This window comes from Halomonas sp. DP4Y7-1 (assembly GCF_019800705.1).
In the GTDB taxonomy this organism is placed as follows: domain Bacteria; phylum Pseudomonadota; class Gammaproteobacteria; order Pseudomonadales; family Halomonadaceae; genus Halomonas; species Halomonas litopenaei_A.
The window spans coordinates 534,832-558,690 of sequence record NZ_JAHVKS010000003.1 but is presented as its reverse complement, the minus strand read 5'-3'; the positions used below and the strand labels follow the sequence as shown (position 1 = coordinate 558,690).

Annotated in this window: 21 protein-coding genes; 9 read left to right on the top strand and 12 right to left on the bottom strand. The window is 62.5% G+C overall.

Features of this window, described 5'->3' with window-relative positions; genetic code table 11:
- Window positions 1-2: 2 nt before the first annotated feature.
- The 3 genes from KUV72_RS08960 to KUV72_RS08950 are packed head-to-tail and all read right to left on the bottom strand — an operon-like array spanning window position 3 to window position 2,838.
- Window positions 3-659 (bottom strand): lactate utilization protein C, encoded by a 657-nt coding sequence (locus tag KUV72_RS08960; protein ID WP_222238040.1) that lies wholly within the window; start codon window positions 657-659, stop codon window positions 3-5.
- Window positions 656-2,086, bottom strand: coding sequence for a LutB/LldF family L-lactate oxidation iron-sulfur protein (locus KUV72_RS08955; protein ID WP_206942552.1), 1,431 nt, complete (start codon window positions 2,084-2,086; stop codon window positions 656-658). The genes KUV72_RS08960 and KUV72_RS08955 overlap by 4 nt, the downstream gene beginning before the upstream one ends.
- Window positions 2,083-2,838, bottom strand: coding sequence for a (Fe-S)-binding protein (locus tag KUV72_RS08950; protein ID WP_222238039.1), 756 nt, complete (start codon window positions 2,836-2,838; stop codon window positions 2,083-2,085). Before KUV72_RS08950 ends, KUV72_RS08955 begins: the two co-directional genes overlap by 4 nt.
- A gap of 410 nt (window positions 2,839-3,248) precedes the next feature.
- On the opposite strand from KUV72_RS08950, the gene KUV72_RS08945 reads away from it, so the two are divergent.
- Genes KUV72_RS08945 through KUV72_RS08935 form a run of 3 tightly spaced genes read left to right on the top strand, consistent with a single transcriptional unit; the run spans window position 3,249 to window position 7,332 of the window.
- On the top strand, window positions 3,249-4,025 hold the full coding sequence (locus tag KUV72_RS08945) for a GntR family transcriptional regulator (protein ID WP_206942550.1): 777 nt from the start codon (window positions 3,249-3,251) through the stop codon (window positions 4,023-4,025).
- Window positions 4,026-4,031: 6 nt separating this feature from the next.
- The gene (locus tag KUV72_RS08940; protein WP_222238068.1) at window positions 4,032-5,951 is read left to right on the top strand and encodes an ATP-binding protein; all 1,920 of its coding nucleotides are present in this window, start codon (window positions 4,032-4,034) and stop codon (window positions 5,949-5,951) included.
- A complete protein-coding gene (locus tag KUV72_RS08935) occupies window positions 5,944-7,332 on the top strand; it encodes a sigma-54-dependent transcriptional regulator (protein WP_206942549.1) in 1,389 nt (462 codons plus the stop codon). Before KUV72_RS08940 ends, KUV72_RS08935 begins: the two co-directional genes overlap by 8 nt.
- Here KUV72_RS08935 and KUV72_RS08930 read toward each other — a convergent pair.
- The 3 genes from KUV72_RS08930 to KUV72_RS08920 all read right to left on the bottom strand — a co-directional run bounded on the left by KUV72_RS08930 (window position 7,296) and on the right by KUV72_RS08920 (window position 10,146).
- Window positions 7,296-7,979, bottom strand: coding sequence for a metal-dependent hydrolase (locus KUV72_RS08930; protein ID WP_206942548.1), 684 nt, complete (start codon window positions 7,977-7,979; stop codon window positions 7,296-7,298). The two genes, KUV72_RS08935 and KUV72_RS08930, sit on opposite strands and share 37 nt — an antisense overlap.
- A 154-nt stretch (window positions 7,980-8,133) precedes the next feature.
- Window positions 8,134-8,739: a gamma carbonic anhydrase family protein gene (locus KUV72_RS08925; protein ID WP_222238038.1), complete on the bottom strand. Its 606-nt coding sequence runs from the start codon at window positions 8,737-8,739 to the stop codon at window positions 8,134-8,136.
- 66 nt (window positions 8,740-8,805) lie between these two features.
- Window positions 8,806-10,146, bottom strand: a complete 1,341-nt coding sequence (locus KUV72_RS08920; protein ID WP_206942546.1) for a sodium-dependent transporter — start codon at window positions 10,144-10,146, stop codon at window positions 8,806-8,808.
- A gap of 109 nt (window positions 10,147-10,255) precedes the next feature.
- On the opposite strand from KUV72_RS08920, the gene prlC reads away from it, so the two are divergent.
- From prlC to KUV72_RS08900, 4 genes are all read left to right on the top strand, one after another.
- Window positions 10,256-12,304 carry an oligopeptidase A gene (prlC, locus tag KUV72_RS08915; RefSeq protein ID WP_222162124.1) on the top strand — a complete coding sequence of 683 codons (2,049 nt, stop codon included), beginning with the start codon at window positions 10,256-10,258 and terminating at the stop codon, window positions 12,302-12,304.
- 60 nt (window positions 12,305-12,364) lie between these two features.
- On the top strand, window positions 12,365-12,613 hold the full coding sequence (locus KUV72_RS08910; RefSeq protein WP_206942541.1) for a YheV family putative zinc ribbon protein: 249 nt from the start codon (window positions 12,365-12,367) through the stop codon (window positions 12,611-12,613).
- Between the two features lie 411 nt (window positions 12,614-13,024).
- Window positions 13,025-14,017 carry a TAXI family TRAP transporter solute-binding subunit gene (locus tag KUV72_RS08905; RefSeq protein WP_206942540.1) on the top strand — a complete coding sequence of 331 codons (993 nt, stop codon included), beginning with the start codon at window positions 13,025-13,027 and terminating at the stop codon, window positions 14,015-14,017.
- Between the two features lie 72 nt (window positions 14,018-14,089).
- Window positions 14,090-16,276 (top strand): TRAP transporter permease, encoded by a 2,187-nt coding sequence (locus tag KUV72_RS08900; protein ID WP_206942539.1) that lies wholly within the window; start codon window positions 14,090-14,092, stop codon window positions 16,274-16,276.
- Window positions 16,277-16,486: 210 nt separating this feature from the next.
- On the opposite strand, the gene metF is transcribed toward KUV72_RS08900, so the two are convergent.
- The gene (gene metF / locus KUV72_RS08895; RefSeq protein ID WP_206942538.1) at window positions 16,487-17,332 is read right to left on the bottom strand and encodes a methylenetetrahydrofolate reductase [NAD(P)H]; all 846 of its coding nucleotides are present in this window, start codon (window positions 17,330-17,332) and stop codon (window positions 16,487-16,489) included.
- Between the two features lie 260 nt (window positions 17,333-17,592).
- On the opposite strand from metF, the gene KUV72_RS08890 reads away from it, so the two are divergent.
- Window positions 17,593-18,528 (top strand): AEC family transporter, encoded by a 936-nt coding sequence (locus KUV72_RS08890; protein ID WP_222238037.1) that lies wholly within the window; start codon window positions 17,593-17,595, stop codon window positions 18,526-18,528.
- Here the strand turns inward: KUV72_RS08890 and KUV72_RS08885 are convergent.
- Window positions 18,525-19,190: a glutathione S-transferase family protein gene (locus KUV72_RS08885; RefSeq protein ID WP_222238036.1), complete on the bottom strand. Its 666-nt coding sequence runs from the start codon at window positions 19,188-19,190 to the stop codon at window positions 18,525-18,527. The genes KUV72_RS08890 and KUV72_RS08885 overlap by 4 nt on opposite strands.
- Before the next feature lie 137 nt (window positions 19,191-19,327).
- Between KUV72_RS08885 and KUV72_RS08880 the strand changes: the two genes are divergently transcribed.
- The gene (locus tag KUV72_RS08880) at window positions 19,328-19,912 is read left to right on the top strand and encodes a TetR/AcrR family transcriptional regulator (protein ID WP_222238035.1); all 585 of its coding nucleotides are present in this window, start codon (window positions 19,328-19,330) and stop codon (window positions 19,910-19,912) included.
- Window positions 19,913-20,011: 99 nt separating this feature from the next.
- Here KUV72_RS08880 and KUV72_RS08875 read toward each other — a convergent pair whose 3' ends face one another.
- From KUV72_RS08875 to KUV72_RS08865, 4 genes are all read right to left on the bottom strand, one after another.
- Window positions 20,012-20,815 carry a UDP-2,3-diacylglucosamine diphosphatase gene (locus KUV72_RS08875; protein ID WP_222162128.1) on the bottom strand — a complete coding sequence of 268 codons (804 nt, stop codon included), beginning with the start codon at window positions 20,813-20,815 and terminating at the stop codon, window positions 20,012-20,014.
- 89 nt (window positions 20,816-20,904) lie between these two features.
- Complete coding sequence (gene ligB, locus KUV72_RS08870) at window positions 20,905-22,902, bottom strand: NAD-dependent DNA ligase LigB (RefSeq protein ID WP_222238034.1); 1,998 nt, start codon at window positions 22,900-22,902, stop codon at window positions 20,905-20,907.
- A 271-nt stretch (window positions 22,903-23,173) separates the two neighbouring features.
- Window positions 23,174-23,296 (bottom strand): hypothetical protein, encoded by a 123-nt coding sequence (locus KUV72_RS19850; protein ID WP_261315831.1) that lies wholly within the window; start codon window positions 23,294-23,296, stop codon window positions 23,174-23,176.
- Complete coding sequence (locus KUV72_RS08865) at window positions 23,293-23,514, bottom strand: hypothetical protein (protein ID WP_206942530.1); 222 nt, start codon at window positions 23,512-23,514, stop codon at window positions 23,293-23,295. Before KUV72_RS08865 ends, KUV72_RS19850 begins: the two co-directional genes overlap by 4 nt.
- Window positions 23,515-23,859 lie beyond the last annotated feature (345 nt).

The following is a 23,859-nucleotide window of genomic DNA, read 5'->3' as shown; positions in this document are numbered from 1 at the left end:
CGTCAACCGTCGCGCAGAATAACTACCAACTCGCGAGGGCCGTGCACCCCGTAGGCCAGGGTCTGCTCGATGTCCGCCGTCTTGCTGGGACCAGAAATCAACAGAGCGTTGGTCGGCATGCCGCTCGCCCACCCTTGATGAGTGATGACATCGAACAGCGTATCCTCGATGGCGTCGACATCCAGCACCGCAATATGCAGCGGTGGCACGAGGCTCAGCAGGCGCGGCTCGTCCGCGTCGGGCCATAGCCACAGGCTGCCCGTCTCAGCAATCCCGCCACGGGTTGACGTCAGCCCCGCGTCGACATGCTGAAACAGCTCCTCCTGCCAGGCCTCGATGTCGCGATCGGCATCGATCAGCTCCACCTGGTGGCTTGCCAGGGCATCGCGCGCGGCCAGGGCCACTGGATGCTGTCGCCCCAGCGCCAGCCGGCGAATCTGCTTTTCTGCCAGCACACGTGCAAGCGCATCGGTCCAATCCGCCGTGTTGCAGCGGACCACCTCGCCATGCACCGAAGTAATCCAGCGAGTGAACCGCTCCGCCCGCTCTTCACGGGACCAGCCCCGTCCTGTCACGACAGCGAAGTCACTTTCCGGCGCTACCAGAGCGCTGCCTTGGCGATCTCGCAGGCGAGCCAGGATACTGTCTCTTGCGCTCATGAATCCTGCTCCTTGCGGTGACGCTTGATCAGCGTATGAAGCGACGACTTTGCAGGCTTGGGAGCCGTGCGGTACTCCGTCCATGGCCCCAGGTGAGACGGTGCCAGCCCCCTGAAACTACCGGCGATCAGACTGGCGCCGCGCCAGGCATTGGGATGCGTCGCCAGCCACTGCCAGCTTTTCCAGGCGGCCACTTCCTTGCGCGACCGTTTGACGCCGGCTCCCGGCACATTACCGACTCCGTCACCGACCGCTTCACGACGCAACCGCACCAGCAGATCGGGAATGGGGATCTTGACCGGGCAGACCTCGCCACAGGCACCGCACAAACTCGATGCCGACGGCAGGTCCTTGGTGGCTTCCAGCCCCATCAGGTGAGGCATGAGGATGGCGCCAATCGGCCCTGGGTAGGTGGTGCCATAGGTATGCCCACCGACCCGAGTGTAGACCGGGCAGTGGTTCATGCAGGCCCCACAGCGGATGCAGCGCAACGTATCCAGCAGCTCGTCATCTTGATAGATCCGCGAACGTCCGCTGTCCACCAGCACCAGGTGAACTTCCTTGGGCCCATCGTGCTCACCCGCCTTGCGCGGTGAACTGATCATGTTGAAGTAGGTGGTGACATGCTGACCGGTCGCCGAGCGGGTCAGCAATGCGTACAGCGGGGCAACATCCGCGAGATGCTCCACCACCTTTTCGATACCTGTCACCGCAATATGCACGGGCGGCGCCGTCGTCGTCATACGGCCATTGCCTTCGTTTTCCACGAGACACAACGTGCCTGTCTCGGCGACCGCAAAATTGACCCCGGATACCCCGACATCTGCCGCCATGAATCGCTCGCGCAGTTGGGCACGTGCCGCGGCCGTCATGGCATCGACATCCCGGGTGCGTTCCGTCCCGGTGCGGTCATGCATGATGTCGGAGATTTCATCGGTATTAAGGTGAATCGCCGGCATGATGATGTGCGAGGGCGTCTGCTCGTTGAGCTGGACCAGGTACTCTCCCAAATCGGATTCGAGCGCCTCGATACCGGCCTGCTCGAGGTGAGCATTGAGGTGCATTTCCTCGGACACCATGGACTTGCCCTTAATCACCGAAGAGGCGCCATGCTGCTGGCAGATCTCCGTGATCATTGCGCAGGCCTGCTCGCCATTCTCCGCCCAATGAACGCGAATACCGTTGGCTTCGCAGTTCGCCTCCAACTGCTCCAGCAGGTCCGGCAGCTTGGACAGGGCACGCAGGCGAATATTGGCGCCAAGCTGGCGCAAGGTCTCCAGATCCCAATCTGAAAACGCCTCGCGCCGCTTGCCCATCAGTCCATCCATGGCCTTACGGAAATTGGCACGGATCTGAGGGTTCTCCAGCGCCGCATGGGCCTGCTGATGAAACGCCTGAGGAGTGAACGTCTGTACCGGCTGGTTCATGAGGTCCTCCGCCACAGATAGGAAGCGATATGCTCACCCTTGAGCGAGCTGTCGCGATGAGCCAGGCGTCCACCGATGTTCATCAAGCAGCCGCAGTCAGAGGTGACGAAGTGATCCGCGCCTGCGGCCTCCAGCGCACGACTCTTGTCCTCGACCATGGCGCCGGACACCTCTGGGTGGCGCACCGCAAAGGTTCCACCAAATCCACAGCACTCGCTGGCTCGTTCCTGCTCTACCAACTCGACATGCCCCAGGCGCTGCAACAGAGCCGGCCCGGTGTCAGCCAGGCCCATCTCACGGCGCGCACTGCAAGAGGTATGCATCGCCACCTTTTCCGGGGCGCCCCGATCATCAAGCGTCAGGTGACAGACGTGCACCAGGAACTCGGTCAACTCGAAGACCCGGCTCGCCAACTCTCTAGCCTTCGCCTCGTCCTCGGTTCCCGCAAACAGGTCCGGGTAGTGCGTTCGCATCATGCCGCCACAGGAGCCGGACGGCACGATGATGGGCCAGGGCCCGGGAAACAGGTCGAGTTGAGCCCGCGCCACTTCACGAGCCTCACTATGATACCCAGAGGTATAGGCCGGCTGACCGCAGCACGTCTGGTCCTGGGGGTAGATGACCTCGATGCCTTCTCGCTCCAGCAGGCGCAGGCTATCCAGCCCGGCCTCGGGATACAGCATGTCGATCAGGCAGGTCCCAAACAAGTAAACCTTGTCGGGTCGAGGAGGGTATAACTTGACGGCGGTCATGGTGGGGTCCTCAGGGTCAGGCACGGCAGGCGCTGTCGTTTATTGTTCCCCGCCCTGGCTTGACCCATGCTCCATAGCCAACAGAGAGCTGCCGAAAAGGCCTATCAAGTCAGGTACGGACGCTGGTGGCACAAGGCCTACCCCGCGAATTGGGTAAATTGGTAAAACCAATTGACAACGCCGAATAAAGGCACAGTAGAGTCGCGCCACTACAGTGTCAAACCTGTTGCCGGCTTTTGCCCAGCAATCCCTCTATACTTTGGTATTACAGGAAATTAACGGCGCCACAAGCTATTGAATTGCTGGCGAGTATCCACAGACTGCATGACGTCTCATCATGCTCATTTTTTGGTAATACCAATTTCTAAGCGGTACACTCTGGACACATCTCACAGACCAGTGACGCCCACATGGCTTACCAACCCGTGCGCCAGCCACGCCTGGCCGACGTGATTACCGAACGACTCGAGGCGCTGATTCTTGAAGGCAGCCTGACGCCAGGCCAGCGACTGCCTCCCGAGCGCGAGCTGGCTGAGCGCTTTGGCGTATCGCGTCCGTCTCTGCGAGAGGCCATCCAGAAACTGGCTGCCAGGGGGCTGCTGGTAAGTCGACAGGGTGGTGGCACCTACATCACGGAATCCTTGAACAGCGGCTACAGTGATCCGCTGCTGGAAATGTTGTCGCGACACGGTGAGTTCCACCTGGATCTTCTGGAATTCCGTGATGCCATGGAAGGCCTGTCCGCCTACTATGCGGCGCTGCGCTCCACACCCACGGACAAGGCACTGCTGATCCAACGCTTCGAGGAACTCGAGGTCGCCTTTCTCGGCGAGGACCCCAAGGGCGAAGCCAAGGCGGACGCTGCCTTTCACCTGGCGATCGCCGAATCCGCCCATAATGTCCTGCTGCTGCACACGATCCGCGGCATCTTCCACCTGCTGGAGCGCAGCATCGTGGACAACCTGGCCCACCTGTTCGAGAAGCCCGAGTCGCGCCCACGGCTCATGACCCAGCACCGGGCGTTGCTCGACGCCATTCTCGAGGGCCGCGCAGAAGATGCCCAGGCACGCTCCCATGAACACCTGGTCTATGTCGAGGAAGGCCTGCTCGAGATGGAACGCGCCGAAACGCGGGCGCAGCGAGCGCTCAGACGGGCCCAGGTGATGCCTCCGAGACGGTCACTCTAGGCGATGATGAGCGGGCAAAAGACACGCCACCGGCGTCCGCTTACCCTGGCCCTGCTGGCCGCGCTCATCCTCGGCCTGGCGCTGGTCATCTGGCAAAGTGCGGATATCGCCAGGGAGCGCGCCCTGACCACCCTGCAACGAGATGCGCAAACCGAATTGAGGCTATCGGCCACCGGCCTCACCGGCTACCTGTCCCGCCATGAATATCTGCCAGAACTTCTCGCCACGCGGGAGACGGTCAAGCGCTACCTGAGTGCACCCGACGACCAGAACGCCATGCCGCTCAACCGGTTGTTCAATCGCTTCAGAAGTACCACCGGGGTGTCGGACATTTACCTGCTCGATGCCGAAGGCACAACGCTGGCGGCCAGCAACTGGCACCGCGAAGATACCTTCATCGGCGAAAACTACCGCTTTCGCCCCTACTACCAGGATGCCATTGCCGGGCACTATGGCCGCTTCCACGGCCTCGGCGTAGTCTCCATGGATCGTGGCTACTACTTTTCGGCCCCGGTCTGGCTGGATGACACCGCACCGGACGCGACCCCCGCCGGCGTCATGGTGGTCAAGATTCGCGTCGACGCGCTGGAAGCCAGCTGGCAAGGCCCAAACTCCAGCCTGCTGGTGGTCGATCAGAACGGTATCGTGTTCATGTCCAGCCAGCCAGAACTGAGACTTACGTCGCTCGATCCTCTCAGCCCCGAGCGCCTTGACCAGCTGCGCTCATCACGTCGCTACGCCGACGAGCCGCTGACCGCCAGCCACCTGTTCACCCACGACCAGCTGGACCAAGGGGCACGCCTGGTGGGCTTTACCCAAGGCCCGCTGGCCGACCAACGGTATCTGAGCGTTACCCGCGACTTTGCGACGCTTGGCTGGCAGATGCATATTCTCAAGCCCATGGGCCCGGTCAATGACGCCCAGTGGCAAGCCATGCTGATGGGCGGGGGGCTGTATGGCTTGCTGGCCTTGGCCTGCGGCGTTGGCTGGCAACGGCACCGACTTCGTCGCGAGCGCGAGGCCTTTGCTGAACGGGAACGCACCACCCTGGCCAAGGCCAGAGATGAACTGGAGCGCAACGTCGCCAGCCGCACCCAGGATCTGGTCGCCAGCAACCAGCGTCTGTCCGCGGAAATCGATGAGCGCCGGCGCACCGAAGCCACCCTGCGACAGACCCGCGACGAGCTGATCCAGGCGGCCAAGCTGGCCGTTCTCGGTCAGCTGGCTGCCGGTATCAATCATGAGCTGAACCAACCGCTGGCCGCGATTCGCGCCTACGCGGAGAATGCCCGAGGCTTTCTCGCCCGGGAACGTCTGGACACGGTCGACACCAATCTGGGCGAGATCATTGAACTCACTGGACGCATGGCCGACATCAGCGCCCAGCTGCGCCAGTTCTCACGCAAGAGCGGGGAGCCACCGAGTCCAGTGTCCACCCGTGCCTGCATTGACTATGCGCTGCGGCTGTTCAAGACACGTCTGGACGAGCAGCATGTCGACGTCGTGTTCGACCTTCCCGACGAAGCGCCATGGGTGCTGGCTGACCTGGTCCGGCTGGAACAGGTGCTGGTCAACCTGATCGGCAATGCGCTGCAAGCCATGGCCCACGTCGCCGAGCCAAAGCTTGTCCTCGGTGTCGCGGCCACCGAGGACAGCATTACCATCAGAGTGGATGACAACGGCCCCGGCATTCCGGAACCACAACGACGCCAGGTCTTCGAACCCTTCTACACCACCAAGGCACCCGGTGCCGGACTTGGCTTGGGGCTGTCCATCTCTGCCCGAATCATTGATGATCTGGGGGGACGGCTGGCCGCCAGCGTCTCGCCACTGGGCGGTGCACGCTTTACCATCGACCTTCCACGGGCCGCCAGCACACCGGCTCCCGGTTCCATGCCCTACCAAGAGAAGCCGCCCCATGTCTGACGCGCCCCCCGTGATGATCATCGATGACGAGGAGCACCTGAGGGTCACCCTTGGCCAGACCCTGGAGCTGGCGGGTTACCACCCCGAGCCCTTCGCCAGTGCCGAACAGGCCCTGGCCACGTTAAACAAGGACTTCTCTGGCGTGGTGATCAGCGACATTCGCATGCCTGGCATGGACGGGATGGCCCTGCTCAAGGAAATTCGCCAGCGTGATCCCGACCTTCCCGTGGTGCTGATTACCGGCCATGGCGACGTGTCCACCGCGGTGGAAGCCATGCGCGAGGGGGCCTGGGACTTTCTCGAAAAGCCCTTCCCCAGTGAACGCCTGAGTGAGGTGGTTCGGCGCGGCATCGACAAGCGCCGGTTGAGCCTGGAGAACCGCTATCTCAAGGCGGAGCTGGAGGCCCAGCAGACGGCACCCGGCCCCCGCCTGGTCGGGCGCACGCCGGCCATCAAACGGCTATCCTCCATGGTGCAACGCATCAGCCAAGTGGAAGCCGATGTGCTGTTGTTCGGCGAGACAGGCGCCGGCAAGGACCTGGTGGCAAGGGCGATTCATGAACGCAGCGCCCGGGGCGGCAGGCCCTTCGTCGCCATCAACTGCGGCGCTGTGCCGGAAAGCACCATCGAGTCGGAGCTGTTCGGACACGAGAAAGGCGCCTTTACCGGCGCCGTGGAAAGGCGTATTGGCAAGTTCGAGCACGCCGAGGGGGGCACTGTCTTCCTCGATGAAATCGAATCGATGCCGCTGGCACTCCAGGTAAAGTTGCTGCGGGTGCTGCAGGAACGGCAGGTGGAGCGGCTTGGCAGCAACACGCCTGTGGCGCTGGATATCCGGGTCATTGCCGCGACCAAGATCGACCTGAGAGAAGCCGCCGAAGCAGGCGAATTCCGGGAAGACCTCTACTACCGCCTCAATGTCGTCACGCTGTCGATCCCGCCCCTGCGGGAGCGACGCGAAGACATTCCCCTGCTGTTTCAGCACTTCGCGGCGGTCGCGGCCAGCCGCAGCGGCATGGAAGCGCCTCCCCTGGACGCGCCTGGAGTCTCGGTGCTGCTGGCCCACGACTGGCCCGGCAACGCCCGCGAGCTGCGCAACCTGGCGGAGCGCTACGTGCTGCTCGGCAGTACTTGCGACTATCGCCTCGACGCCTTGATGGAAGGCGTCGGCAGTGACGGCGGCGAGCTTCCCCTGCCCCGCCAAGTCGAACTCTTCGAAAAGCAGCTGTTGAGTCAATCGCTGGCACGACATCATGGCCGGATCAACGACGTGTGTGAGCACCTGGGACTGCCGCGCAAGACGCTTTACGACAAGCTCAAGAAACATGAGCTCAAGCCGGATGACTATCGCCAGCGCGATGACACCAGTGCGACGCCCTGATCGAGCAATCCCTGCAAGACATCCCAGGAAGGCAGCCAAGGCGCAAGACTCAAGGTAACGCACAGCATCGCCACGGAATTGCCAGGGTCGCCCCAGTCGAACGGCTTGAAAGCGGTGCCGAAGGAACGTTTCAGGCGCGCCCCATCCAGGTCCACGCTGTACAGCTCGTCGAGCAACAGGTGGATGGCAAACCCCATGGTCAGCGCGGCCCCGTGGGCCCAGGCCATGGCATCAGGCGGGGCAAACAAGCGATGACTGATGGCACTCGTGGCCAACCCGCACATCGACGCTGCCAGCAGTGAATGCCACAGGCCACGATGAACCGTGAAGCGGGCGAATATCGCCCCCGCCAGATAGCGCACCGCCAGATAGATACCTCCGCAGACCAACAGCAGGGTGCCGTCGCTCAGCCGCTCCTGCAGCATCACCGCCCCGGCCACCACCGCAGGCACCGCCAGCAGGTTGAAGACCAGCCGGATGGCCTTGGAGCTGTCCGAGTCGATATCCGGCAAAATCCCACCCAGGGTGGTCAGCGCCAGAATCGGCAGGCTATCGAGCGCCGACCATAGCCCCGCCTGCCAGCCTCCATGGGCCAGCACCGCGCCGCCGGCGGCGGCCACGCTGAGGTGGGTGCGGAAGTTGGCCATGCCGGGAAGGCTCCTCGAAAAACATACAGCACTGGATAAATGACCAGATTATCGCCCGGCAGTTCAATAGAAACAATTGGTTGGAATGAACATGAGCATAAAAAAACGCTGCCTTGGCAGCGTTTTCTGATGTGCTCTCGTTGCGGCACCGACGTTAACCGGCTGCATTTTCCTCAAGATACTGATCCTTGAGCTTCACGTAGTTGCCGGCGGTATAGGGGAAGAAGGCCCGCTCACTGTCCTTCAAGGGGCGCAATGCCTTGGCCGGGTTGCCGGCATAGACGTATCCGCTTTCCAGCCGCTTGCCGGGCGGCACCACGGCGCCGGCGGCGATGATCACCTCATCCTCGACCACCGCCCCGTCCATCACGATGGCCCCCATGCCAACCAGGATCCGGTTACCCAAGGTGCAGCCATGCAGCACGGCCTTGTGGCCGATGGTGACCTCATCACCGATGGTCAAGGGCCAGCCCCCCGCATTGAAATCGCTGGCATGGGTGATGTGCAGTACGCTGCCATCCTGCACGCTGGTGCGGGAGCCGATGCGGATGCGGTGCATGTCACCACGAATCACCGCCATCGGCCACACCGAGCAGTCATCTCCCAACACCACGTCACCCAGCACCATGCACTGGGGGTCGACGTAGACCCGCGCCCCCAGCACCGGCGCCTTGCCCTGCCAGGAGCGGATCACCGGAAAAACGGGAGCGGGCGACGACACGGGGGAGCCAGACGCTGCGTTGTCGTTACTATCGGTCATGCTCGGCACTCCTTATCAGCTATTCGAGAAGCGTGGCTGGTACAAGGGCAACGCGGTCAGCGGCGGCTACAGCAGGCTGCTGAACAGCACCACCAGCACCAGCGGAATAGAGACCCAGCGAACGACCGCGCGCCACACGCGAAAGCCGTTGGGACCAGCATCCAGCGCCCGCAGCGCCTCGCGCTCAGGCATTACCCACGCGGCAAAGATGGCGATCAAGAGGCCGCCGAGGGGTAGGAAGATCTCGGGCGGGATGGTGCTGACCACGCCAAAGAAGTTCATGCTGCCAATCACGTGGACGTCACTCAAGGTAGAGAACGACAGCACACATAATAGCCCCACCAACCACACGCAGATGCCCACCGCCAATGCCGCCAGACGACGACTGAGCCCCCATCCCACCAGGGTCGATACCATCGGTTCGGCCAGGTTGATCGACGACGTCCAGGTCGCCAGCAACAGCAACAGGAAGAACAACCCAAGCCAGAAGGCACCGCCAGGCAGATCCGCAAAGGCCACCGGCAGTGTGACAAAGACCAGGCCAGGGCCTTCGCCAGGATCCATGCCCTGGGTGAACACCACCGAGAAGATGGCGATACCGGCCAGCAGCGCGACCAGCACGTCCAGCACCGCCACTGCACCGGCGGCACCGGGCAGGCTTTGATGGTCAGGCATGTAAGCGCCGTAGGCCATCAAGGCACAGGCACCCACCGCCAGGGTGAAGAAGGCATGGCCCATGGCATGGACGAAGACCATCGGCGTCAGCGCCGAAAAATCCGGTGTGAACAGCCATGCCATGGCGGGACCAAAACCGTCCATGGTCACGGCGTGGCCAGCCAGCACGATCAATAACAGATACAGCGCAGGCATCAGCAGGTTATTGAGGCGCTCGAGCCCCTTGGCCACACCCGCGGCCACCACCACCATGGTCATGACCAAAAACAGGGTGTGGTTGAACGTCATGCGCAGTGGGTCTGCGAGAAAGGCGTCGAAGCCAGCGCCGATCTCCGGGCCACTCTTGCCGGCAAAGCCGCCGCTGAAGGCGTTGACCATGAAATCGATGGACCAGCCGGACACCACCGAGTAGAACGACAGAATACAGAAGACGGTAAAGGCCCCGAACAGACCAAGCCACTTCCAGTGAGTCGAGGTGCCACGCTGGCGTGCCAGCTCCGCCAACGACTGCATCGGGCTCCTGCGTCCGGCCCGGCCGATCATGATCTCGGCCATCATCACGGGCAGGCCCAGCACCACCACAAACCCCACATACAGCAAGAGGAAGGCAGCTCCCCCGTTTTCGCCGGTGATATAGGGGAAGCGCCATATGTTGCCGAGGCCCACGGCGGCCCCGGTCACGGCCAGGATAAAGGCGCGGCGCGAACTCCAGCGTTCCAGCGTCTGGTTCATGGTCTTTCGGTGTCCACATCGAGAAAAACGAAGGGCGCAAGACTAGCACATTGAAACAGGCGACAGTCGCCCGCATTTACTGAACCATTGTCGAATTCGAGAGGTGCACATGTCCCGCAACCCGCTGCTTGAACGCCACACCCTGCCGCCCTTCGGTGAGATTCGCCCTGAGCATGTCGCCCCGGCGGTCGACACCTTGCTTGAGGAGCTGCGCGACGGTGTCGAAGCACTGGTGGCTGAAGCCGAGCAAGCGACGCCCACCTGGGCCAGCCTGGCGGCGCCACTGGAGGAGTTGAGCGATCGCCTGGCACAGGCCTGGTCGCCGGTCTCCCACCTCAACTCGACCATGAGCACCCCTGAGCTGCGTGAGGCTCACGATGGCTGTCTCGAGAAGCTCTCCGCCTACAGCACCTGGATCAGCCAGCATGAAGGGCTGTTTCGTGCCTGGCAGGCGCTCAAGGATAGTCCAGACTTCGCGACCCTCAGTGACGCCCAGCAACGCGCCGTGAACAACGCACTGCGTGATTTTCGCCTGGCAGGCGTCGACCTGCCGGCCGACAAGAAGCAGCGCTCGGCGGAAATCCGCTCACGCCTCTCGAGCCTGTCCAGCACCTTCTCCAATCAGCTGCTGGATGCTACCCAGGCCTGGTCGCTGGACCTCGAGGACGACAGCCGTCTGGGGGGGCTGCCCCAGAGCGCCCTCGATACACTGGCAGCCAACGCTGAGTCCAAGGGCAAGAAGGGGTATCGCATCACCCTCGACTTCCCCAGTTTCTTCCCGGTGCTTTCCTATGCCGAGGACCGCGAACTGCGCCGAGAGGTGTACACCGCCTTCGTCACTCGTGCCTCGGACCAGGGGCCCAATGCCGGCGAATATGACAACGCCCCGATCATGGAAGAAACCCTCGCACTGCGTCGCGAGATGGCCGAACTGATGGGGTTTGCGACCTACGCCGACTACTCACTGGCCACCAAGATGGCCGACAGCCCCAGCCAGGTCGTCGGCTTCCTCGACGACCTGGCCGAGCGCGCGCTGGACCAGGGCCAGCAGGAATTCAGCGAGCTGGATGCCTTCGCCAAGGACACCTTGGGTCTGGAGGCTCTGGCCCCCTGGGACATCGGCTTTGCCAGCGAGAAGCTGCGTGAAGCGCGCTACGCCATTTCCCAGGAGCAGCTGCGTCCCTACTTTCCGGCCCCCAAGGCGGTTCAAGGCCTGTTCAGCGTGGTGGAAAGGCTCTACGGCGTGCAGGTCGAGCGCGACAGCGACGCTCCCACCTATCACCCAGATGTGGGCTTCTACCGGCTGTATGAAAACGGCGCCCCCATCGCCGGCTTCTACCTCGACCTTTATGCTCGCGAGGGCAAGCGAGGCGGAGCCTGGATGGATGAATGCCGTGTCCGCCGTCGCCGCGACGGTGAGCTGCAGCTGCCGGTGGCCTACCTGACCTGCAATTTCACCCGCCCGGTCGGCGACAAGCCGGCACTGCTGACCCACGATGAGGTCACCACGCTGTTCCATGAGTTCGGGCATGGTCTCCATCACATGCTGACCCGCCAGGACGTTGCCGATGTTTCCGGTATCAATGGGGTTGCCTGGGATGCCGTCGAGCTGCCTAGCCAATTCATGGAGAATTTCTGCTGGGAGCGTGAGGGGCTTGACCTGATCTCTGGACATGTCGAGACCGGCGAGCCGCTGCCTGACGAGCTGTTCGACAAGCTGATCGCAGCCAAGAATTTCCAGTCCGCCATGGGTCTGCTGCGCCAGGTAGAGCTGTCGCTGTTCGACTTCCGCCTGCACCTGGAACCAGCGGCGCCCAGCGCGGCGGAGATTCAGGCGCTGCTGGATGACGTGCGAGCGAAGGTATCGGTGGTCCCCAGAGTCGACTTCAACCGCTTCCAGAATAGCTTCGGTCACATCTTCGCCGGCGGATACGCGGCAGGTTACTACAGCTACAAGTGGGCAGAAGTGCTGTCCGCCGATGCCTGGAGTGCCTTCGAGGAAGCCGGCACCTTTGACGCCGAGACCGGTGCTCGCTTCCGCCGCGAAATCCTTGAGCAGGGTGGAGCCCGTGACGCCGCGGACCTGTTCAAGGCCTTCCGCGGTCGCGATCCCAGTATCGAACCGCTGCTACGCCACAGTGGTATTCGCGCCGCTTGATACCCGTGACCATCGACGCCTCCGCACCTTGCGGAGGCGTCGCCCTATACGGAGACAACGATGACCGTAAAGAAACGTTTCATCGCCGGCGTGGTCTGCCCACGCTGTGCTGAAATGGACCGCATCCGCGCCTGGGAGCAGAACGGCGTGCGCTACAGAGAATGCGTCAGCTGTGACTTCTTCGAGCAGCTGCCGATCGAAGACGACGTGCTCGAGGAGCTGGCGACACGGGTCAATCAGGAACACGACGCCCCAGCGGCAGAAGAGATTCAGCCAGTGCGCATTCTCGATCCCGGCAAGCGCCACTGACCCGGAAAGCGGTACTGACTCAGAAAGCGGTACTGACCCAGAAAGCGGAACTGAAAAGCACTGCAGGATACCCCGTCCCGACCCCTTGCCACCGTCCTGGTAGATCACTACGCCGCCAGGACGTGCCCTGCCTGGGCCAACATGCGGATTTCCGCACACCCGCTTCGGCCATCCGTGCGAGATATCGGACATGAGGCGTCACAGCGTTTTCGACTATTGTCTAAATAAAAAATCATAAAAACTTGAATTTATTAGCCTTTTATTAAAAAGGCACACCCCTTGCGATGTTTATTGCGTTGACCGACTGACGGCCAACTGCCATCTCATTTCGTCATCTCTGACTACGCTTGAGATCGCAGCACCGTCATCACGACCCATAATCACAACGTCCATCGCATTGGGAGACATTGCATGAGCACCTCCACTCGCCTCCTCACCGGCGTCCTCGCCACCACGTTTGCCGGCACCCTGCTGGTCTCCGCTGCTGCTCAGGCAGATCGCGAAGACTGGCCTGAGAGCTTCACCGTTGGCACCGCGAGCCAAGGCGGCACCTACTTCGTCTACGGCTCCGGCTGGGCCAACCTGGTCGCTGACCAGCTCGGTCTGTCCGGTGGCGGCGAAGTCACCGGCGGCCCGACACAGAACCTGGCCCTGGTACACGGTGGCGATGTCGCCTTCGGCCTGACCACCATGGGTCCGGCTTCCGACGCAGTGAACGGCAAGAGCCCGCTGGCCCCTGGCATCCAGATGGACAACGTCTGTGCCCTGTTCCCGATGTACGAGACTCCGTTCTCCATCACCGCCCTGTCCGACAGCGGCATCACCTCAATCTCCGAGATTCCCGACGGCGCCCGTATCGGCTTCGGCCCGGCAGCCTCCACCTCCGACACCTACTTCCCGGCCATTCTGGAAGAGCTGGGCGTCAACTTTGATCGCCGCAACGGAGGCTGGTCTGACCTTGGCGGTCAGCTGCAGGACGGCCTGCTCGACGTGATTGCCTTTGCCGCCGGCATTCCGATCCCTGCGGTCAGCCAGCTCGAAGTGCAGACGGACGTCAACATCATCGAATTCACCGAGGAAGAGCAGCAGCAGATCCTCGAGGCCTTCCCGGTCTCGGCCTTCCAGATCCCGGCCAGCACCTACACGACCCTCGAGGAAGATGCCCGTGCGGTGTCCATGTGGAACTTCGCCATCGCTGGCTGTGACCTGCCGGAAGACTTTGTCTACGAGGTCACCAAGGTAACCATGGAAAACAACGACAAGATGCTGGACGTGCACCGCAGTGCCGCCACCACCATCCCTGACAACATTCAGTACAACACCGTGCTGCCGTTCCACCCCGGCGCCGCGCGCTGGTACGAAGAAAACGGCTACGAGATCGATCCGTCTCTGGTCAAGCAGTAACGCTGTTACCCGCCCGCAGCCAGGCTGCGGGCGGGGCACTGGCCGGTCGTTCGTTTCCCAAGGTATCGCTCCATGACTCACACCCCCGATTCTCCCCGCGACGAGCAGGCGACCGACACTCCGGTCGAACCCATCGTCGCCTCGGGCGTCGACGACGAAGCCGTCGAACCCAATCGTCGTCTGTTCGAAGGCGGCAAGTGGTGGCTATTCGGCATTCTGGCCGTGGCCTATACCGTCTTTCACCTGGTCTCCCTCAATATCTATCCCATCGAGACCTGGTCGTTCCGCATTATCCATATCGCCGGCGCCCTGATCCTCGGCTTTGGCCTGTATACCGGCTCCCGCTTCGTTGAGGAGGGCCAGGACGGCGCCCCCCGCTGGGCCAGCATTATTGCTCTGGTCCTGCTGGTGCCTGCCGCCTACGCATTGCTGCAGACGGTGCTGATGCAGCAGACCATGGCAGGCGGCGCCATGCGCATCGATCCTGCCATCGAAAACTGGCACTACGGCGCCCCCCTGATCATCGCCACCCTGGGGGCCATCGCGCTGTCATGGATTCCTCGCCAGGCGCGTCATCAGCTGTTGCTTGCTGACGTGGTGCTGATGGTCTGTGCCGCCGCCGTGGCAGGCTACCTGCTGGTGGTCTTCAACAGTCCGTTGCGCGCCTCGACCGGCACCTCATTTGCCCCCATGGGTATCAGCTGGGCCGCCATCGCCGGTTCGCTGCTGATCCTGGAGCTCACCCGCCGGGTGGCCGGCCTGGCGCTGGTCGTCATCTCGGCGATCTTCCTGGCCTACGTGTTCATGGGCCCCTGGCTGCCGGGCTTCCTCGGCTACCCCGGGCTGTCACTCGGACGTTTCTTCAGCCAGGTCTACACCGATGCTGGCATTCTGGGGCCGACGACCGCCGTGTCATCGACCTATATCATCCTGTTCATCATCTTTGCCGCCTTCCTGCAGGCGTCTAAGGTCGGCGACTACTTCGTCAACTTTGCCTTCGCCGGTGCCGGTCGTGCGCGCGGTGGCCCGGCCAAGGTCTCGATCTTTGCCTCTGGCCTGATGGGCATGATCAACGGCACCAGTGCCGGCAACGTGGTATCCACCGGCTCGCTTACGATTCCGCTGATGAAGAAAGTCGGCTACCCCGCCCGAAGCGCCGGCGCCATCGAAGCCGCTGCTTCTACTGGCGGCCAGATCATGCCGCCGATCATGGGTGCAGGGGCCTTTATCATGGCCGAGATCACCGGGATTCCCTATACCGAGATCGCGGTCGCGGCGCTGATTCCCGCCATCCTGTACTTTGCCTCCGTCTACTTCATGGTTGACTTCGAGGCGGCCCGCAAGGGCATGCGTGGCATGCGCAAGGAAGAAATTCCCCAGTTCTCATCGCTGATCAAGCAGGTCTACCTGTTTGCTCCGATCATCATCTTGATCGTAGCCTTGTTCATGGGCTACTCGGTGATCCGTGCCGGCACCCTGGCCACCGCTTCCGCGGCTGTCGTCAGCTGGCTGTCGCCGCACAAGATGGGAATACGCTCCATCCTTCGCGCCTTGAGCCTGGCCGGCACCATGTCGATCCAGATCATCGCGGTGTGTGCCTGCGCCGGCCTCATCGTCGGGGTCATCGCGCTGACCGGTGTGGGTGCTCGCTTCTCCTCCCTGCTGCTTGGATTGGCCGGCGTCAGTCAGCTGCTGGCGCTGTTCTTTGCCATGTGCATCTCGATCCTGCTGGGCATGGGCATGCCCACCACGGCGGCCTATGCGGTGGCAGCATCGGTGGTCGCCCCCGGCCTGATCGATATCGGCATTCAGCCGCTGGTCGCCCACTTCTTCGTGTTCTACTTCGCCGTGGTGTCTGCCATTACGCCGCCCGTGGCCTTGGCTTCCTATGCCGCAGCAGGCATTTCAGGTGACAACGCCATGGGGACCTCGGTGGCCTCGTTCAAGATCGGCCTGGCGGCCTTCATCGTGCCGTTCATGTTCTTCTACAGCCCGGCCATGCTGATGGAAGGCGACTGGGCACAGATCCTCAGGGTAGGTACCACTGCGACCATCGGTATCGTGCTGCTGGCAGCTACCGTACAAGCCTGGTTCTTTGGCCCGGTCAAGGCCTGGCAACGCCTGGTGATGCTGGTGGGCGCCCTGTGCCTGATCTACGGCGGCATCGTCACCGACCTGGCGGGTCTTGCCATTGCCATCGGCCTGTTCTTCATGCAGCGCGCCAGCGGCGGTGGCGCCAGAAGTGCCACGACTGGCTGATACACGCGCAGTGCGCCGATGTGACGTCAACTAACCCTCGCCCCGCCATCTGGCGGGGCGTTCTTTTGGCCACTCGGAGCGGGCCATGAGGCCCACCAACGACGAAGGCCCCGCCAATGGCGAGGCCTTCGTTCTTGTTATCGTGGTGGCCCGCATCGGGCCAAGGGTCCAGCGTTGTTGTTATGTGAGCGCCGAAGGTCAACCCGACAGTCAATGACCGGCAAGATTGTCAACGATCTTCAGCGTCGGCTCTGCCTGATTCAGGGTGTAGAAGTGCAGGCCGGGAGCGCCGCCATCCAGCAGCCGCTGTGCCAGGCGCGAGATCACCTCTTCCCCGAAGGCCGCGATAGACGCGCTATCGTCACCGTAGGCTTCCAGCTGCTTGCGAATCCAGCGCGGAATTTCCGCCCCGCAGGCGTCAGAAAAACGCGCCAGCTTGGAGTAGTTGGTGATCGGCATGATGCCGGGAATGATCGGCGCTTCCACGCCCAGCTGGCGCGCTCGCTCGACGAAATGGAAATAGGCGTCCGCAGTGAAGAAGTACTGGGTAATCGCCAGGTTCGCTCCGGCGTTCATCTTGCGCGCAAAATTCTGGAGATCAGCCTCAAAGCTCGGGGCCTGAGGATGCGACTCGGGATAGGCGGCCACCGCGATCTCGAAGTGATCCCCGGTTTCCTGCCGGATGAACTCTACCAGTTCATTGGCATAGCGCAGCTCACCGATGCCCCCCATACCCGAAGGCAGATCACCGCGTAGCGCCACCAGGCTATTGATGCCCTGGGCCTTGTAGTCTGTCAGCAGATCCCGCAGCTGGGCTTTCTCGCTGCCGATGCACGACAGGTGCGGCGCAGTGGTGATACCGCTCTCACGCACGGCATTGACGGTCGCGATGGTACGGTTCTGCGTCGAGCCGCCGGCGCCGTAGGTGACTGAGAAGAACCGCGGGTTACGCTCGGCCAGAAGATCCCTGTTGCGCATCAATTTCTCCCGCCCGGCATCGGTGTTCGGAGGGAAAAATTCAAAGCTGATGCCCAACGGGTGCTCTTGTGCGCTCATAGCCAGTGGTCCTTATCGCGAGTGGCGGATCACCGCCACAGGGTGCCCGATCATGTGATGTCCGCCATTGTGACGACTCCACCGCGTGACCACCAATGAAAGTTTCGCGAGTGAACTTCAATTTCTTTCATATAAAAAAAGAGAAATTGATAACCATAAATTCTAAAGACTCCTGTGGCTGGCGTCATCAATGGTCTACTGACACCCTCACTGCCAACGGGCATCATGTTGGCTTCGCCACTCACTCAAGGATGATGTTCATGGCTGTCGACCCCAGCTCACTGATGGGCCCACTGTGGACGCTGCTCGCCTTCGTCGCATTAGGGGTACTGGCAGCCAGGATGTTGAGAGTGGATGCTCGCCCCGTGGCGACACTGCTGGTCTACCTGATCGCTCCGTTGACCTTCTTCAGAGCCCTGGTGCTGGGTGGGCCCACCCCCGCCTACCTGGCGCTGACAGCAGCCTTGTTCGTGATCGCAAGCCTGGTGGCGATGGGGGTCAATCTACTGGGTAAGCGTTGGCTTCCAGATGAAGAGGGATCGGTGCTTGCCTTCTCGGCGGGCACCGGCAATACCGGCTACTTCGGCCTGCCTGTCGCGCTGGTGCTGCTGCCGCCCTCGGGCGTCACGCTGTATCTGTTCTGCGCTCTCGGCGTCACCCTCTACGAGTTCACCGTGGGCTTTTACCTTAGTGCCAGAGGGCGCTTCTCAGTGCGCGACAGCCTGCTCAAGATTGTCCGACTGCCACTGGTCTACGCGTTTCTGGCAGCGCTGCTGGTGGAAGGCATTGGCATTCACGTACCCGCCGAGGTCACCGATGCCATGGCGGTGTTTCCTGCCACCTACACCCTGCTCGGCATGATGATCATCGGTATGACGCTGGGCCGCGTATCGCCGCGCTCGCTGGACGGTCGTTTCATTGGCGCCTGTGTGGCAGTGCGCTACGCCCTCTGGCCAGTGCTGATGCTGATAGCCGTTGTGCTGCTGCAGCTGACCATCGGGCTGACTAGGGATATGGCGCTGGCGTTATTGCTGGTCGGCGTCGTGCCCATGGCCGCCAACGTGGTGGTGGTGGCCATGGAGCTGGGTATCGCCCCAGAAAAAGGCGCGCTGGCGGTGCTCATCACCACCCTGGCTGCGCCCCTGGTCATCCCGCTATATCTCAGTGCCATGCTGGCACTGGTGGGACTGAGCTAGCCCGAGGCCCTACCCGGAAAAACGGGTTCTACCAGAACCGCCTGGCCTGAGGGGCGCGCCCTTAGCCGTTCCACATACGCGCGGACCCGGGGGACCGCCTCGACCAGGGGCTGAGCAGGCGGCGTGGCCACCATGTAATCCAGCATGGGGGCCGCCAGCGCATCCGCCAGAGTGAAGTCATTCCCCGCCAGATAGTCTCTTCCCTCCAGCCGTGCGTCGATAATCCCCAGCATCTTCTGCGCGTCCGGGGTGGCTTCACTCAGTTTGTCTGCACGCACCTGGCCATTGGCTCCCCTGGGGAACACCAGTTCCAGCAAGTAGCGTCTGACGATGGCCTGGTCCACCTGGGTGGCCAATGCACTGCACCACTGGTCCACCACGGCACGCTCCCAGATATCCGTTGGCAGCAGCGCTGGGCCCTCAAAGGCGGCGTCCAGATAACGACAGATGGCAACACTTTCATAGAGGCGCCGCTCGCCATGCAGCAAGACCGGAATCTTGTCGAAGGGGTTGAGTGCAAGCAGCTCGGGCGTGTGCAGCCCCACGGAGATACCATCGGCCTCAAGGCCAACGCTGTACTCTATGCCCTTCTCATGACACACCAGCATCACGCTACGCACGAAATTCGAGAACGACGGACCTACTATATAAACACTTGCCATGCCAACCTCCCCTATCTATCAGACACGGAACCGCCGGCAGTCGCCGACGTCTGCTGTGTGAGTCGTACTCACTCGTCTTGCAGCATGGCCGCTGGCACCATATGTTCAACAACATATTTTGTCGCCGGATACCGCCCATGCCCTGGAGCAACGAACGCAAGCGCGAGACCCGCCATCGCATTCTCGATGCAGCGGCCCGCTGCTTTACCCAACGAGGCTACGATGCCGTCAGCATCGACGAGGTGATGGCCGACGCCGGCCTGACCCGGGGTGCCTTCTACGCCCACTTCGACAGCAAATCATCGCTCTACGCCAATGCCATTCGTCATGCGGCCAGACGTGGGGCCATTGAGCTCGAGCAGCTCGAAAGTCGAGAAGCGCGTATCGATGCCTATCTGAGTCAGTCCCTCGACAAGGACGAGGTGGCCTGTCCGCTGGCCTGTCTAGTCAGCGATGTAGCACAGCGCGACGAGCAGGTACGCTCCACCTACACCGCCCTGCTGGAAGGCTTTCTGGAGCGCTTTCTCGGGACATCAGAGATGGACAGCGACGCGCGAAAACGCGCGCTCGGTCAGATGATTGCGATGATCGGCAGTCTGGCCATGGCACGCACGGTCAATGACCCACGACTGGCGGAGGAACTGCTGGAGGCCGGCAGGACGCTGGCAAAGGCCAGCGAGCTAACCGGCGGCCGCGGCGCCGCTGTCGGCCAAGAGGCCTGAACAACGAACGCTGAGTCAGGCCAGGAAGCGAACGGGGGCCTCTCGATGGCGGGTAACAGCCCGCCCTTCTCGGCCCTTCTCGGCCCTTCTCAATCCCTCTCAGGCCCCCGCCAGGGCACCCTCGGGGCAGGCACGTGGCATCGCGGGTTCGGCCTCGATCACACGCCCCTCCCAATCGATCAATGCCAAACTGCCATCGGGACGCTCAATGAGAGCCGTGCAGTGCTCTACCCAATCACCGTCATTGCAGTACAGCACGCCATTCTGGGCGCGAAAACCGGCCTTGTGGATATGCCCCCCCACATAGCCATCCAGACCTTCTCGGCTGGCCTGATGGATCGCGGCCTGCTCAAACTGTTGCACGTACCGCTGCGCGGCACCGATACGGCCTTTCACCGCGGCTGCCAGTGACCAGTACGGCAAGCCCAGCAGACTGCGCGCCTTGTTGCACCAACGGTTAAGCGAAAGCACGAACTGATGCATGCCATCACCCAAGGCCATCAACCATGGGGCCAGGCGTACGTGAGTATCAAACTCGTCGCCGTGACTGACCAGCAGACGACGCCCGTCGGCGGTTTCGTGGATCGCACGACGCTCGATACGCACCCTATGCATGCGCAAGCCACAGAGTTGGCGCAACGCAGCGTCATGATTTCCGGGAATATAGATGATCTCGCATCCGCCCTTGGCCAAACGCAGGATGCGCCCTACCAGCCGCTGCTGTTCGGCAGGCAGCGCAGCGCGTCGATGCATGGCGATCAGGTCGATGACATCTCCGACCAGATACAAGCGTTCGGGGCGAACTCGGCGCAGTAACCGCGACAGCAGCGCTGCCTGACAGTCGCGAGTGCCAAGGTGAAGATCGGAAACAAACAGGGTACGGGCGGTCAGTGACGTGGCCATGAGCATCCTCCTGTGACGCCCTAAAGCCTGTCTCTTCTTGGTGACAGCGGCGTGGCGTGGCCGTGACGATCCGATGACCGCAGGGCGCACTACTGCGCCAATGTGCCTGCCACGTCGGTAGCGCCATCATCCACCGGGTAAGACTCAGCGAATCCCGCCACGCCGACCCCCGCCAGCTGCTGCGCCAACGCTTGCACCTCCGGGTGCATCACAAACCGGCGCCAGCGCGCCGCGCCCACGCTTCCAACCCCTTCACGAGCCAGCCAGTCCCGCTGCGTCATTGCGACCAGCCCGCTCCAGCTATCGCTCTCGTCCAGATCCCCCGACGCGGGAGCCCCTAGCGCCCGAATCCAGCGGCTGAAGCTGCGCTCAGGTGTACGGGAGAAAACGTCAAACAGACGCTGCGCGGTCACTGGCCCGATGCCATCGACCTGGGCCAGCTGCTGTGGCGTCAGCCGCTGCCAGGCGAGCAGGTCATCGACCAACCCCGCCTCCAGCAGTGCCTGCCAGGTACCCTCACCGACGCCATCCAGATCCAGCGCTGCCGCTTCGCTCAACCACTCCAAGCGAGCCAGAAACTGCTGGTAGCAGTCAGGCGTGGGATGCCAGCAGCTGAGATAGTCATAGTCCTCTGGGTCTGGAAGCGTCAGTGGAGCACGTTGGGGGGCTCGCCAGGCAACGCTCTTCACCTGAGGAATGATCAAACCAGCAAGCTGAATGACTGCCTGGTCCCCAGGGCGCAGGTCCCACTGGCGCCAGCGCTCCAGGCTACCCAGACTGACCTGGCTCAGCGTGCGCCCGTCGATGGTCACCGGCACCAGCCGTGCCACCGGAGTGATCCTACCACTACGCCCGATCCGGAGGTCGATGCCGGCGACCTCCGCCAGGGCTTCCCGTGGCGGATACTTCCATGCCAATGCCCAGGTTGGCGGTTGGTCCGTCCAGAATGCTGCGCCAGGTCGCCGGCCGCGTTTCACCACCACCCCATCGGTGGCGAACGGCAACGGCGTGCGATGCCAGCGATCGCGCCAGTCGGCAACCTGAGATGGCATGGACACCAGATAGCTGAACTGCGCTACCAGGCCTAGGCCCAGCGCCTCGAGGCCAGCAAGGCGATCTTCCATGTCGTCAGGCCCGGCTGGCCAACCCCAGATGAACACTCCGATACGCTGCCCCTGTTCCTGTGTCAGCGCATCACGCGCCAGCCATCCGGCGATCCGGTTGCGCGCACCGCTGCCACCCTGGGTCCGCTGTACGTGCTGGGACAGTCGCTCGAACAGCTCTCCCTGAAACACCAGGGTGCCGTCATTGGCCCATGCAGACCAGGCGTCAGGTAGGTGCTTGGGGATGGCGTCTATCATGGCAGCGTGGTGAGTCCAGCGACGCCCTTCATGGCGGTTGCCACGGCTGACAAGGTCCGCCAACTGACCGTCCCGATAGATCAACGTCATCGCGACGCCATCGACCTTGGGCTGTATCCAGATATCTCGTGTACAGCCGCTCGCCCTCGAGGTTGCCAACTCCACCGCGGCGGTAATCGAGAGAGCGTCGACGGTACCGGCGTCAAACAACCCGTCGCGAGACAATGCCTGGACCCCACTGGCAACAGGTCTGGCGCTGGCAGTCGCCGGAGGCTCCGCGCATACTCTATCCAGCCACTGCTCCACCTGGCGGATATCCTCGGCCTTGCGCAAGCCTCCATGAGCCACCGGATGTGACAGCCGCTGGTCAGACAGCGCCTCGTCAACAGACAGCGTCTCATCAACAGACAACGAGGCGCCTGCCTCTGCAGCGTCGGGAACGGCGAGCGGGAAGCAGACACCTAACTCCTGATAACGCTGCCAGGCCTGGTCGAACACATCGTCACTGACCGGTGAGCTACCATCCTGCCGATAGGCAAGCTCCCAGGCATCGAGCCGCTGCTTTCTCTCGGCAAGTTGCTCGCTGGCAATCGCGTGGGACCACGCGGGACATTGGGCCATGGCAGCGCCGGACAGCGGCCACCACATCAGCAGTAGTATCCATGGGAGCAGAGCGCGCCACCTAGGGATGACGGCGCCGATGACGCTGGTATCCTTGCTGCGCATCACTGGCCCTCCGTGGCCACCAACACCAGACCTGCTGGCTCGCACGACATCTTCACGACAGCTATTGCAGACAGCGACTAGATGCCGAGACCGGGCTTAAGACCGGGCTTAGAGACAGGGATTCGAGACAGGCACTCGCTGGCCTTTGTCACCTGAAGCCCTGACCGGCAGGTCCTGAACTGTCGCCCACTATTGCCCCACTATCGCCCCACTATCGCCTCACTATCGCCCCACCAACCGCCCCACCATCGCCCCCGCGCTACACGCAGACTCAGATGTCGCCGTGCTGGCGGCTCCGAAGGTGCCGGTCACTCCGCTTTACCGCCCACCACGTCAACCCCAGCAGCGGAGACGCAATGGCGATACCCAGCAATATCTGCTGTGCGATCGTCATAGCGAGGCCTCCCCGGCTGGCCGGTGGGTCGGCATGACAACATTGCCGGCAAGCCGCGACAGCCGCTGGGTCGCCAGCACGAATGCTGGAACACTCAAGGCAATCACGATGACGGCCGTGAGCAAGCCCTGCTGCTGCAACAACATCATCATGATGGCGGCGGCGGTCACCAGGAATGTCGCCAAGGCCGCCGCAACTTCAAGCGCCAGCTTGGTCAAGAACAACTCGCGGTACTGCAGATAGGCGTCGCCTTCCAGGCACCCGCCCTGAGGCTCGCGAGATGACCTTTCTGCGCATGGTTCTGAACATGTGTCTGACCATGGCTCTGAACCTGTGTCTGACCATGACGTGACTGGTGATGTCATTGTTGGGGGATAGCGCGTATCGACCCTCTGCTGCTCCTGGTATCGGCTCATTTGTTCGATTCCCCTGTCGTATCGCTGTGGGCAACCAGGCAGCACATTTGCCTGACGGGGCCTCTTGGATGGCGGTTCCTCTGTCCTGGAGGACGCTGGCACCTGGCCGGATACTGGTCAGTTTAGTCGGCGGCTGCGAAGGCTACT

Coding starts and splice junctions, on each gene's coding strand:
- KUV72_RS08960 (WP_222238040.1), bottom strand. CDS start 659: ATGAGCGCAAGAGACAGTATCCTGGCTCGCCTGCGAGATCGCCAAGGC.
- KUV72_RS08955 (WP_206942552.1), bottom strand. CDS start 2,086: ATGAACCAGCCGGTACAGACGTTCACTCCTCAGGCGTTTCATCAGCAG.
- KUV72_RS08950 (WP_222238039.1), bottom strand. CDS start 2,838: ATGACCGCCGTCAAGTTATACCCTCCTCGACCCGACAAGGTTTACTTG.
- KUV72_RS08945 (WP_206942550.1), top strand. CDS start 3,249: ATGGCTTACCAACCCGTGCGCCAGCCACGCCTGGCCGACGTGATTACC.
- KUV72_RS08940 (WP_222238068.1), top strand. CDS start 4,032: ATGAGCGGGCAAAAGACACGCCACCGGCGTCCGCTTACCCTGGCCCTG.
- KUV72_RS08935 (WP_206942549.1), top strand. CDS start 5,944: ATGTCTGACGCGCCCCCCGTGATGATCATCGATGACGAGGAGCACCTG.
- KUV72_RS08930 (WP_206942548.1), bottom strand. CDS start 7,979: ATGGCCAACTTCCGCACCCACCTCAGCGTGGCCGCCGCCGGCGGCGCG.
- KUV72_RS08925 (WP_222238038.1), bottom strand. CDS start 8,739: ATGACCGATAGTAACGACAACGCAGCGTCTGGCTCCCCCGTGTCGTCG.
- KUV72_RS08920 (WP_206942546.1), bottom strand. CDS start 10,146: ATGAACCAGACGCTGGAACGCTGGAGTTCGCGCCGCGCCTTTATCCTG.
- prlC (WP_222162124.1), top strand. CDS start 10,256: ATGTCCCGCAACCCGCTGCTTGAACGCCACACCCTGCCGCCCTTCGGT.
- KUV72_RS08910 (WP_206942541.1), top strand. CDS start 12,365: ATGACCGTAAAGAAACGTTTCATCGCCGGCGTGGTCTGCCCACGCTGT.
- KUV72_RS08905 (WP_206942540.1), top strand. CDS start 13,025: ATGAGCACCTCCACTCGCCTCCTCACCGGCGTCCTCGCCACCACGTTT.
- KUV72_RS08900 (WP_206942539.1), top strand. CDS start 14,090: ATGACTCACACCCCCGATTCTCCCCGCGACGAGCAGGCGACCGACACT.
- metF (WP_206942538.1), bottom strand. CDS start 17,332: ATGAGCGCACAAGAGCACCCGTTGGGCATCAGCTTTGAATTTTTCCCT.
- KUV72_RS08890 (WP_222238037.1), top strand. CDS start 17,593: ATGGCTGTCGACCCCAGCTCACTGATGGGCCCACTGTGGACGCTGCTC.
- KUV72_RS08885 (WP_222238036.1), bottom strand. CDS start 19,190: ATGGCAAGTGTTTATATAGTAGGTCCGTCGTTCTCGAATTTCGTGCGT.
- KUV72_RS08880 (WP_222238035.1), top strand. CDS start 19,328: ATGCCCTGGAGCAACGAACGCAAGCGCGAGACCCGCCATCGCATTCTC.
- KUV72_RS08875 (WP_222162128.1), bottom strand. CDS start 20,815: ATGGCCACGTCACTGACCGCCCGTACCCTGTTTGTTTCCGATCTTCAC.
- ligB (WP_222238034.1), bottom strand. CDS start 22,902: ATGCGCAGCAAGGATACCAGCGTCATCGGCGCCGTCATCCCTAGGTGG.
- KUV72_RS19850 (WP_261315831.1), bottom strand. CDS start 23,296: ATGACGATCGCACAGCAGATATTGCTGGGTATCGCCATTGCGTCTCCG.